Below are 12069 nucleotides of genomic sequence, written 5' to 3'. Positions count from 1 at the left end.
ACGAGAAATTCTACGGATGAACCAGTTGATAAATAGGACTCGGTCAGAAAGGAATTATTTTAGCTGAGGATTGACAAGATAAATTCTTATTGGCAACCTTAAGCCGGTTTTAATACAAGGAACATTACTCATGAAAAAGATGTTGTTGGCAGTTTTTGCACTGTGTTCTTTCGCAGCACAAGCAGCAGTAGAATTAGAAACTTTTCAAAATATAGTCGATGCCATAGCAGAAGGAAAGCGAATCACTTTTGTAATTAATTTAAAAAAATGCACTTCAGAAATGCCATTGAATTCCGCGATAGTTTCAGTTACTCCGAATGCTGTTATGGTAGTCGGTGATAACCGTGTTACAGCCTCAGATAGACATTTTACTCTTGATGATCCTATGGCTCGTGGTACACCTATATTTGATTACAGCAAATTTAATTTAGACTCAGAAGGTGAGGCCTCTATTAAAACTACTGTATTAAATGCAAGTAGTTATGAGCGATTAGGTAGTTACCAAATGAATTGTAAATTAGGAGATGGTTTTAAAGTATTTGGTTAAACGAGTTTTCCTCGTATTATGAAGGGTATTATAGTTCTTAATTCCAACAATAAATATTGTAATTAAAGGGCAACTCTTGCGGTTGCCCTTCCATAGATATGAGATGAATTTTAATAGGGATTGGGGCTGAAAATGCTTATTTTCATGCTATTTTAACTTTTCAATTCTTCTCTGTCTTTAAAATATTCTAATGCTTGTGGATTCGCCAAAGACTGTAAATTACTTGCTGATTGACCATGAACAACTTGTCTGACGGCGAGTTCCACTACTTTACCACTCAGAGTTTTAGGAATGTCTGGAACTTGCAGTATTTTTGCCGGTACATGTCGTGGTGACGCATTTTTTCTAATAGTCGTTTTGATGAGATGGATTAATTCGTCATCCAGTTTTTTTCCCTCACGTAATTTAACGAACAACACAACTCGGACATCATCTTGCCAGTCTTGACCAATCACTATGCTATCAACAACATCATCGACTTTTTCGACTTGTCTGTAAATTTCAGCTGTTCCTATGCGAACTCCCCCTGGATTTAATATGGCATCAGAACGACCATGAATAATTAATCCATTGTGAGCAGTTATTTCTGCGAAATCACCATGCGCCCACACGCCGGGAAAGCGTTCAAAATAAGCATGTGTATAAGCCTGTTTATCTTTGTCATTCCAAAAACAGACTGGCATGGAAGGGAATGGTTTGGTGCAAACCAACTCACCGCGTTTCTGTTTGATTGAATGGCCTTGTTCATCATACACTGCAACTTCCATACCTAATCCAATGCATTGTAATTCACCCCGATAAACAGGGAGAATAGGATTTCCTAATGCAAAACAAGAAATGATGTCTGTTCCTCCTGAAATAGAGCTTAATTGCAGATCTTTTTTAATATGTTCATAGACGAAATCATAGTTTTTAGGTAGAAGCGGGGAACCAGTAGACAAGATGCAGCGTAATTCAGATAATTGAAATTCACTTTTTGGTTTTACCCCGGCTTTTTCTATAGCGGATATGAATTTAGCGCTGGTTCCGAATACAGTGACTTTCTCTTCATCTATCAGTCGAAACATTCTGTTGTCTGTGGGGTAGGTTGGGGAACCTTCATATAGAGTGATGGTAGCTCCCAACGCCAATGCTGAAACAGTCCAGTTCCACATCATCCAGCCACATGTTGTATAAAAACATAAATTGTCTGTGGCTTTAATATCCGAATGAAGACCTAATTCTTTCAGATGCTGAATTAAAGTCCCTCCTGCACCATGCACGATACATTTAGGCTTACCCGTTGTTCCCGAAGAAAACAAAATATAAACCGGATGATCAAAAGGAAGAGAAATGAAGTCACATTCTTTTGCTGGTTTTATAAAATCACTCCAATACGATGCATAGGGTAGTTGCTCGAGGTTAATTTCTTCATCAATATTGGGACAAATAACTACATGTCTTAGAGACTTAATCGCAGATGGAAGTTGCACAACCTTTTCTGAGCTGCTGTGTTTCTTACCTTGATATTGATGACCATCACAAATAAAAAGTACTTTAGGTTCAATTTGTCCTATCCGATCAAGTGCAGCCTGGGTACCAAAATCAGGTGAGCAGGATGACCAGATTGCCCCTAAAGAAGTCGTGGCCAGCATGGCAATGATTGTATAAGAAGTATTAGGCATCACTGCTGCCACCCGGTCGCCAGTAGTGACTCCAACTGCTTTAAGGCCAGCGGCACATTGAGCTACTTTTTCATATAACTCAGCATAACTAATAACAGTTTTGTGGTCATTTTCATCAAGGCTTATGAGAGCGGGATGATTATCCCTACGATTTAATAATTTTTGAGCAAAATTGAAGCGAGCTCCTGAAAACCAGCGTGCTTCGATCATTTCAGAATAATAATTCAGAATTTGATGGGGCGGTGTATCAAAGTCCAATTTAAAGAAAAGGCAAAGAGTTTCCCAGAATGACTCAGGATGCTTTACTGACCAGGTATGTAAGTCCTGGTAATTTTCAAAAACTTGACAATGTTTTTTTGCGGCAAAATCCATAAATTGCCACATTCTTGTTTGTTCTGGGTTTTTAGGTATCCATACTTTATCGTTCATGAAAATTTCTCTCATAGTTCTGTTTTTAATGTTGGGCTTTACGCTATAAAATTTCATCAATTATTTATTAGTATAGGCTAGCACAAAACTGGAGATTTCACTTTAAGTTTCCGCTCTTTAGCTCTTATCAAAGCCAAAAATGATAAAATTTCCTAACTACAGGAGTTGGCTAGCATTGCATTAGCTACTTTAGATTGATTTTTTCGTCCTAATGCTTTACAAATCATATCTCCGGCAGCAACAATTTTGAATATATCTATACCTGTATCGATACCCAATCCATGCATCAGGTAAAGTACGTCTTCTGTGGCAACATTGCCACTAGCTCCCCGAGCATATGGACAACCCCCAAGACCGGCAACAGAGCTGTCAAAACGGTTAACTCCATACTTCAGGGAAGCATAGATGTTTGCTATGGCTTGTCCATAGGTATCATGAAAATGCATGGCTAATTGTGTGATAGGAAGTATGGGTAGTATGACATCAAGAAGCAACTGAGTTTGTTTGGGAGTTCCTACACCAATAGTATCTCCTAGCGAAATTTCGTGTACGCCCAGATCAAGAAGCATTTTAGTGACGTCAGCAACCTGATTGGGTTGTATATGTCCTTCATAGGGACAACCTAATACACAGGAGATATAAGCTCTCACTCTCATTTGATTGGTTTTTGCTAATTCTAAAACAGGTTTAAATCGCTCTATACTTTCCTTTATAGAACAATTGATATTACGTTGATTAAATAATTCACTGGCTGCAGTGAATACCGCAATATTTTGTACTCCTATTTCCAGAGCTTTAAGCATTCCTCGTTCGTTTGGAACTAGGGCAGAGTAGTTGATGGAGGGAGATTTATTAATAGACTGGAATACTTCTTCATTGTCGGCTAGCTGCGGAATTGCTTTTGGAGAAACAAAACTGGTAACTTCTATCTCTTTCAACCCTGTCTGGCTGAGTAAATTGATTAATTCAATTTTCTTATCGCTCTGGAGAAAAGATGGTTCATTTTGTAAACCATCTCTGGGACCTACTTCGATTATTGTCGCATGCTGAGGATAGTCCATAAATATTCTCTTAAGTATCCGATTCGCTGAGTGCTAACAATTCTGCTCCCTCATTCACTTGAGAACCTACAGAATAAAAAATATCTGATAATATGCCATCGATTGGAGCATGAATAGTGTGTTCCATTTTCATCGCCTCAAGAACAATTAAACTTTCTCCAGCTTTTACCTGTTCACCGATATTTTTTAAAATGGCAACGACAGTGGCAGGCATTGGTGCCGTTAATTGGCCTTTGTGGGCAGATGTTTGAGCATCCAGCTTGTTCCAATAGAAGCGTTCGATTGAAAGTTGACCTTTGTCAGTATAAAAGATCAAATGATGGTCCTTGCTTTCTACTCTGGCTTTTATTGATTGTTGATTGATTTCAATAATAAGCTCGTCCAAATCATATCTGGCGTGAATAACTATTTCCTTATTATCGATTTTTGCTTTAAATTTCTTATTATCTATAGGTGTAATCTGAACTTCAATCATCGTGGAGTTCAGTTGATAACGCCATACCCAATGGCTTAAAAGATGCATTTGCCAGGCAAATGTCTCCTGTAACAATGGATCTGTAGTATGGTTAACCATACCCAAATAATCACAACTTATACCCAAGAATAAAGTCAATTCATTATCAGGCTTAGGTAGACTTATGCTTTCTTTTTCTAAAAAATCGGTGCTTAATTTTGCCTCTTTGAATTTAACATGTTGGCAAATGGCTCTTAGAAACGGTATATTTGTTTTTACCCCACCAATGTCATAGTGAGCCAGGCTGCTCTCCAACCGTTGTAACGCTTCTTCACGATTATGTCCCCAGGCAATCAGCTTGGCTATCATGGGATCATAATACCTTGTTATTTCTGAGGACAAAGTAACACCTGTATCAATACGTATGCCGTCACCCGAAGGCTCTTTTAGGAATTGAAGTTGACCAATGGAAGGTATAAAACCCTGATAAGGATCTTCGGCATATATACGGCACTCGATTGCATGGCCTTCAGCTTTAATTTGATTTTGAAGCAAAGGCAATGTTTCATTCGCAGCAACTTTAATTTGCCATGCGACAAGATCGAGCCCTGTAATCATTTCTGTAACAGGATGTTCTACTTGAAGTCTCGTATTCATTTCCATGAAGTAGAATTTGTCCTCACCGTCTACCAAAAACTCTACTGTTCCAGCACCTCTATAGCTGATGGAGCGAGCTACTTCACAAGCTGCTTCCGCTAGTCTTTGTCGAAGAAAAGGTGATAAATTGGGGGCAGGGGCTTCCTCAATAATTTTTTGATGCCTACGCTGAATTGAACAATCTCTTTCAAACAAATGAACAACATTTCCATGATTGTCCGCCATGACTTGTACTTCAACATGACGAGGATTAAGAACTAATCGCTCAATTATCATAGTCTCATCCGCAAAGGACGCCATAGATTCTCTTTTGGCTCCTGCCAATGCGTCATGAAATTCTTTTTCGTTATGTACTGCACGCATTCCTTTTCCGCCACCGCCATTAGCAGCTTTAATCAGTACGGGAAATCCAATTTTTTTAGCTTCGCTCAACAATTTTTCTTCAGATTGTTCAATCCCATGATAACCCGGTGTAAGTGGGACTTTTGTTTTTTCAAGAAGTTGTTTAGCCAATTGTTTGGATGCCATTGCTTCCATCGCTTTGATGGAGGGACCAATGAAAACAATACCTGCCTGCTCACAAGCTTTGGCAAAATCAGGATTTTCAGATAAAAATCCATAACCAGGATGGATAGCTTGTGCTCCACTTTCTTTTGCTGCCTGAATAATATGATCAATATTCAGGTAACTTTCTTTAGCTGATGCTTCTCCAATATAATAGGCACTATCGGCTAATCGCACATGAAGGCTGTTTCTATCTGCTGCTGAATAAACCGCAACGGCCTGAATACCCATAGAATGTGCTGTTTTAATGATTCGACAGGCTATTTCACCTCGGTTAGCAATTAATATTTTATTAAACATGTCCAGAACCTTTATTCCAGTTGGGTATTTCTTTATTGAGAAATGCTTTAAGCCCTTCTTGCCCCTCAGCAGAAACTCTTTTATGAGCAATCAGAGAAGCAGTGTAGTGAACCAGTTTTTCATCTATTTTTTTATTAGCAACGTACTGTGCCAGTTGTTTTGAGTTTTTAACCGCTTCTGGTGCATTATTACTGATTTGAGAGGCGTATTTGAGAGTAAACTCCAACAAGGTGTCATCTGGGACACAGTGCTGTACTAGATTAAAGGAGTATGCACGTGTGGCATCAAAAACTTCGGCACTCATGAATAACATTTTTGCTGCGCGCTCACCTATTGCCCTAACTACATAGGGACTAATTACTGCTGGAATGAGACCCAATTTCACTTCAGAAAAGCAAAAGCGTGCTGAAGTAGATGCAATAGCTATATCGCATGCTGCAGCCAATCCCGCTCCTCCACCAAAAGCAGCACCCTGCACCATGGCGATAGTAGGTTTCGGGCTTTGACTGAAACTATACATTAAATTACCTAATACCATACTGTCTTCCAGGTTTTCCTCTTCAGTAAAGTTGGCCATGCTTTGCATCCAGGTCAAATCAGCGCCAGCTGAAAAGTGCTTTCCATTCGCTTTAAGTACTATGACCCGAACGTTAGTATCATTTATTGCGGAGTCAAGTTGTGCTTGCATTTCAGTGAGCAGTTGATTATCAAATGCATTATGCTTACTGATTCGATTCATAGTCAGTAAGCCTACTTTATCTTGAATTTCGTATAATAAATCACTCATGCCATTGTTCCCTTACTTTTACATACGAAATACACCGAAGCGAGTATCTTCAATCGGTGCATTTAAGGCTGCAGATAATCCAAGTCCGAGTATTTTACGTGTATCCTGAGGCGCAATAACTCCATCGTCCCAAAGCCTGGCACTGGCATAGTAAGGATTTCCCTGAGTTTCATACTGGTTTCGCATTTGAGTTTTAAATTGCTCCTCTTCTTCGAGTGACCATTCTTTTCCTTGCTTTGTATATTTCTCTCTGGTAATTTGAGCGAGCACATTCGCTGCTTGTTCCCCACCCATTACTGAGATGCGTGCATTAGGCCAGGCCCAGATAAAACGAGGAGCATATGCCCGGCCACACATGGCGTAATTACCTGCCCCAAAACTTCCCCCAACAATGATGGTAAATTTTGGTACATTAGCATTGGCAACAGCCGTCACCATTTTGGCTCCATGTTTGGCAATACCTGATGCTTCGTATTTAGAACCAACCATAAATCCTGTAATATTTTGCAAGAATATCAGCGGTATTTTACGTTGACAGCACAGTTCAATGAAATGACTGCCTTTTAGCGCGCTTTCACTAAACAGTATGCCATTATTAGCAATAATCCCGATAGGATATCCATACAGACGGGCAAAACCACAAACCAGGGTTGTTCCGAAAAGTGCTTTGAACTCATCAAATTCTGAACCATCCACCACTCTGGCAATAATTTCTCTTATATCAAAAGGCTTTCTAGGATCAGTAGGAATGATTCCCGTAAGATCTTCACTGTCATAAAGAGGGGGCACTGTATCTACTCTGTGAATGGACTCGGGTTTTTTACGATTTAAATTGCTAATGGCCACTCGCGCCAGATGAAGCGCGTGAGCGTCATTTTCCGCATAGTGATCAGATACTCCTGAATGACGGCAGTGAACTTCCGCGCCCCCTAATTCTTCTGCGCTAATTACTTCTCCTGTTGCTGCTTTAACAAGAGGAGGTCCGCCCAGGAATATTGTTGCCTGATTCCTAACCATAATAGATTCATCCGCCATGGCGGGCACATAGGCTCCTCCAGCTGTACAGGATCCCATAACCACAGCTATTTGAGGAATGTTTAATGCTGACATTTGCGCTTGATTATAAAAAACGCGGCCAAAATGCTCTTTATCAGCAAAAACCTCATCTTGCAGAGGTAGAAAAGCGCCTCCTGAATCCACCAGATAGATGCATGGAAGATGGTTTGTTATTGCAATTTCTTGTGCTCTTAAGTGTTTTTTAACGGTCAAAGGATAATATGTTCCGCCTTTAACAGTGGCATCATTGACAACTATAACGCATTCGCTTCCTGCAACTCTTCCAATTCCAGTGATTATTCCTGCTGCGGGTACTGTGTCTTCATAGACTTGATAGGCAGCAAGTTGAGATAGCTCAAGAAAAGGACTGCCTGGATCCAGCAACTGGTGTAAGCGCTCTCTTGGAAGTAATTTGCCATTTTGCTGATGTTTGAGTCGCGCTTTTTCATCTCCGCCCAGAGAAATTTGATGTATTTTTTCTCTTAAATCAGTAATCAATGCTTGCATATTCGCCTGATTATTTTTGAATTCCTGGCTGCCAGTATTGATTTGAGTAGTTAACTTGGTCATTTTTTATCCTTACCGAATCAAAATATCACTCAAGACTATAATGGTCCATATTATCCAGACAATCGCAATAAAATGGGGCATTTCTTTTCCCTTGAGTGCCCGGTAAATTAGCGCTGGGATTCCTGCAATGATTATGGGTAATAACATAAGGACTAGAATTTTTCTGATAATCAGTCCCCAACCTGTTTGGCTGAAAACAGGTGTTAATTTTAAATTAACATAAGTGAAAAACATATCGATATAAACTACGATAAGATGGGCATATTTTGCAAATACTACGATAAGAATACTTAGCAGAAGGTAAATGAGACTATGTCTTAGCATGTACATCCTTTATTATTGTTATAACCAAGTTGGTTTTAATAGGTAAAACATTATGTGGCGGCAAATACAAATTGCAACCAGTTTTAATATAAAAAACCTGGGTAAAAGTTTTATTTTGACCCAGGTTATCTTAACTGCTAAATTAGCTCAATTGCCATAGCTGTAGCTTCACCACCACCTATACATAAAGAGGCTACGCCGCGTTTTTTGCCCTGGTGTTTTAAAGCATGCATCAAAGTAACTAGAATGCGAGCTCCTGAAGCGCCAATGGGATGTCCTAAAGCGCAAGCCCCTCCATGAATATTGACTTGTTCCGGGTTTAATTCAAGCTGAGTAATCGCAGCCATCGCCACTACTGCAAACGCTTCATTAATCTCAAAAAGATCAACATCATCTTGTTTCCAAGATGCTTTGTTCATTACCTTTCGGATTGCATCAACAGGCGCGGTTGTGAACCATTGTGGAGCTTGGGAATGGCTTGAATGTGCAATGATTTTTGCCAATGGTTTAATGCCTCGTTTCTCTGCATTTGCTGCGCTCATTAAAATTAGGCTGGCTGCTCCGTCTGAAATGGAACTTGAATTGGCTGCTGTGACTGTACCATCTGCTTGAAATGCTGGCTTTAATTGGGGTATTTTGGCAAGTTTGGCTGCATCAGGCCCTTCATCCACTTGAATGGTGATATCTCCTTTACGGGTAGTTAAGGTAACCGGAGCGATTTCGTCTTGAAAGACGCCACTTTCTATTGCTTTTAGCGCTCTGGTCATTGAACGTAAGGCAAATTCGTCCTGTTGTTCTCTGCTGAAATTAAAGTGTTTTGCTGTTGTTTCAGCGAAACAACCCATTAGTTGTCCTTTATCATAGGCATCTTCTAATCCATCAAGGAACATATGATCTTTCAGTTCGCCATGTCCCAATCTATATCCTGCACGTGCTTTGGATAATAAATAGGGGGCATTACTCATACTTTCCATACCGCTAGCCAAAACTACATTAGCCGTACCTGCTTTAATTAAATCATGTGCAAGCATCACAGCTTTCATGCCTGAACCACACATTTTGTTAATAGTCGTGGCTCCAGTCGAGTTAGGTATCCCTGCTTTAATTGCCGCTTGTCTGGCAGGGGCTTGACCAATACCTGCTTGTAATACACAACCACTGATCACTTCATCGATTTCTGCTGGAGCGATACCAGATTGGGACAATGCTGCCATATGTGCTACTGCTCCTAACTCCGGAGAGGAAAGTGCAGATAAATTGCCTAGCATAGCTCCCATTGGTGTTCTTTTTGCTGCGACTATCACGACATCATTATGTTCCATTGCCTCATTCCTTATGCTGTTTCTTTAAAAAGTTCACGACCAATTAGCATCCTTCTTATTTCAGAAGTGCCTGCCCCAATTTCATACAACTTGGCATCTCTTAATAAACGTCCCGTAGGATATTCATTAATATAACCATTTCCTCCAAGAATCTGTATTGACTGTAAAGCCATTTGTGTAGCTTTTTCTGCAGTATATAAAATAACTCCTGCAGCATCTTTACGACTAACCCTATCACTGTCACAAGCCTTGGCAACGGCGTACAGATAAGCTCTGCAAGCATTCAAGTCAGTGTACATATCAGCCAGTTTGCCTTGAATGAATTGGAACTCACCTATCGCCTGGTTAAATTGTTTACGTTCATGGACATAGGGTAATACAACATCCATACAAGCTTGCATAATTCCAACTGGTCCAGCAGCAAGAATCGTACGCTCATAATCCAAGCCACTCATTAATACCTTGACCCCTTGATTTACTATTCCCAGAACATTTTCAGAAGGAACTTCGCATTGATCAAATACCAATTCACATGTGTTTGACCCACGCATCCCAAGCTTGTCCAGTTTTTGTGCTGTTTTAAAACCAGGCATTCCTTTTTCGATAATAAATGCAGTAATTCCTTTACTTCCAGCTTGTTTTTCTGTTTTAGCATAGACAACTAGAACATCGGCGTCAGGACCGTTGGTTATCCACATTTTTGTGCCGTCGAGAATGTATTTGTCTCCAGCAGAACGAGCTTGTAATTGCATGCTGACTACATCGGACCCTGAGTTGGATTCACTCATTGCCAAAGCACCAATATATTCTCCGCTTATAAGTTTAGGCAAATATTTTCGTTTTTGCTCAGTGTTTCCATTTAAAAAGATTTGATTGACGCACAAATTAGAGTGCGCGCCATAACTTAAACCAACTGATGCGGAGGCTCTGGATATCTCTTCCATTGCTATGGCATGTGCGAGGTAGCCCATATTGGCACCACCATATTCTTCACTTACGGTGATACCAAGCAACCCCATTTCTCCCAGTTTTCTCCAGAGTTGATTAGGAAAAGTATTTTTTTCATCGATTTGTGCAGCTAAAGGAGCTATTTCAGTTTGGGCAAATTGGTTGACGCTGTCTCGTAACATGTCATATGTTTCGCCCAGTTGAAAGTCTAAGCCTGTGTACATGACTGACATCCTGTTATATTGATAAATACGCTAGACTATACCCAAATGAATCGTACTTGTCACCTTCCTGTTTATTTCCGAGACAATCTTTTTAACCCACTGATCCATTTGATAATATACGGATGTCTTTTTACGCAAAATTGAATGAATTTCGACCGTGAATGTTCGTTTGTTTAATCGCAAGGAGTTTTTTCTCCACTTTTTAATTTGAATGCAAAACCCTAAGGGTGAGGCAAAAAATGTTTTTAATGAGGAGCTTAGATAAACCAAATGACCGCATGAAAAATATTTTTTAACAAAGAGATGGGGGAGTGCGTAAGCATCTGTAAATTTTTATCTCAAAAAACCTTTACTCAGGACAGTAGCTAAAATGATTCTTTACCTGGGTAAAAAAATCACCTAATCTTTAGCCAAAGTGTAATCCAAATGGATTTAGAAGAGGAGTATTTCTAATGAGAAAACTGGTACTATGGGGGCATGGACTTGAAGACTATCGAGAGATGTTTGATTTGCCCCAAGGAGTCAAGGATTCACGCCTATTGGAATACGGTTGCGGTCCAAGTGCAGTTAATTACCAGCAAACGCAAGTGAATAAAAAAAGAGCAGTGAGCTGCGATCCTTTATTCGTATTGGATAAGGATACGCTACTTGCCAAAGCAAAAATGATTTTTGCGAGTATGGCTGAAGAGGTAAGGCAGCATCAGGATCAATTTGATTTTAGCCGTAATGGTAATTTAGACAAGTTGCTTCAGGAAAGACAAGAGGGAATGAAGCAGTTTTTTGCGGATTATGAACAAGGTAAGGCTGATGGAAGATATCTGGGTGTTACTGATTATCATTTACCATTCGCTGATTTTACCTTTGATTTTGCTCTGAGTTCCCATTATTTTTTTGCGGATCTTGAAGATCAAACTGTTGATTTTCACTTGATTGCAATTCGCGAATTGGCAAGAGTAGCCAAGGAAGTGAGAATTTTTCCGCTAATTGATAGGGAGGGCAAAACTTCACAGTTTCTAGGGCCGGTTTTATTGGGTCTGCAACAGGAAAATTATGGTGTAGAGGTTAGGGAAGTTGCTTTTCATTTGCATAAATCAGGTAATGCAATGCTCAGGGTTTGGGCGCAACAATGTGTTGTTTGATTGAAACGCGATTGGTATACAGG

At 39.9% G+C, this 12069-nt stretch carries 10 protein-coding genes; 2 read left to right on the top strand and 8 right to left on the bottom strand.

What is annotated here, in order from left to right:
- Window positions 1–130 precede the first annotated feature (130 nt).
- The gene (locus EL201_RS09375) at window positions 131–547 is read left to right on the top strand and encodes a VirK family protein (protein ID WP_027222016.1); all 417 of its coding nucleotides are present in this window, start codon (window positions 131–133) and stop codon (window positions 545–547) included.
- A 152-nt stretch (window positions 548–699) separates the two neighbouring features.
- On the opposite strand, the gene EL201_RS09370 is transcribed toward EL201_RS09375, so the two are convergent.
- The 8 genes from EL201_RS09370 to EL201_RS09335 all read right to left on the bottom strand — a co-directional run bounded on the left by EL201_RS09370 (window position 700) and on the right by EL201_RS09335 (window position 10907).
- Window positions 700–2640, bottom strand: coding sequence for an acetoacetate--CoA ligase (locus EL201_RS09370; RefSeq protein ID WP_027222015.1), 1941 nt, complete (start codon window positions 2638–2640; stop codon window positions 700–702).
- 152 nt (window positions 2641–2792) lie between these two features.
- Window positions 2793–3701 (bottom strand): hydroxymethylglutaryl-CoA lyase, encoded by a 909-nt coding sequence (locus EL201_RS09365; protein ID WP_027222014.1) that lies wholly within the window; start codon window positions 3699–3701, stop codon window positions 2793–2795.
- A 10-nt stretch (window positions 3702–3711) separates the two neighbouring features.
- On the bottom strand, window positions 3712–5676 hold the full coding sequence (locus EL201_RS09360; protein ID WP_027222013.1) for an acetyl/propionyl/methylcrotonyl-CoA carboxylase subunit alpha: 1965 nt from the start codon (window positions 5674–5676) through the stop codon (window positions 3712–3714).
- A complete protein-coding gene (locus EL201_RS09355) occupies window positions 5669–6463 on the bottom strand; it encodes an enoyl-CoA hydratase-related protein (protein ID WP_027222012.1) in 795 nt (264 codons plus the stop codon). Before EL201_RS09355 ends, EL201_RS09360 begins: the two co-directional genes overlap by 8 nt.
- Before the next feature lie 18 nt (window positions 6464–6481).
- Window positions 6482–8089: a carboxyl transferase domain-containing protein gene (locus tag EL201_RS09350; RefSeq protein WP_027222011.1), complete on the bottom strand. Its 1608-nt coding sequence runs from the start codon at window positions 8087–8089 to the stop codon at window positions 6482–6484.
- Window positions 8090–8098: 9 nt separating this feature from the next.
- A complete protein-coding gene (locus tag EL201_RS09345; RefSeq protein WP_027222010.1) occupies window positions 8099–8413 on the bottom strand; it encodes a hypothetical protein in 315 nt (104 codons plus the stop codon).
- A 137-nt stretch (window positions 8414–8550) separates the two neighbouring features.
- Window positions 8551–9735, bottom strand: a complete 1185-nt coding sequence (locus EL201_RS09340) for an acetyl-CoA C-acyltransferase (RefSeq protein ID WP_027222009.1) — start codon at window positions 9733–9735, stop codon at window positions 8551–8553.
- Window positions 9736–9746: 11 nt separating this feature from the next.
- On the bottom strand, window positions 9747–10907 hold the full coding sequence (locus tag EL201_RS09335) for an isovaleryl-CoA dehydrogenase (RefSeq protein ID WP_027222008.1): 1161 nt from the start codon (window positions 10905–10907) through the stop codon (window positions 9747–9749).
- A gap of 452 nt (window positions 10908–11359) precedes the next feature.
- On the opposite strand from EL201_RS09335, the gene EL201_RS09330 reads away from it, so the two are divergent.
- Window positions 11360–12046 (top strand): class I SAM-dependent methyltransferase, encoded by a 687-nt coding sequence (locus EL201_RS09330; protein ID WP_027222007.1) that lies wholly within the window; start codon window positions 11360–11362, stop codon window positions 12044–12046.
- The last annotated feature ends 23 nt before the right edge of the window (window positions 12047–12069 follow it).

It is taken from the genome of Legionella pneumophila subsp. pascullei (genome assembly GCF_900637585.1).
Classification (GTDB): Bacteria; Pseudomonadota; Gammaproteobacteria; order Legionellales; family Legionellaceae; genus Legionella; species Legionella pascullei.
The sequence above is the reverse complement of the archived record's forward strand: the minus strand, read 5'-3'. Positions and strand labels throughout refer to the sequence as shown.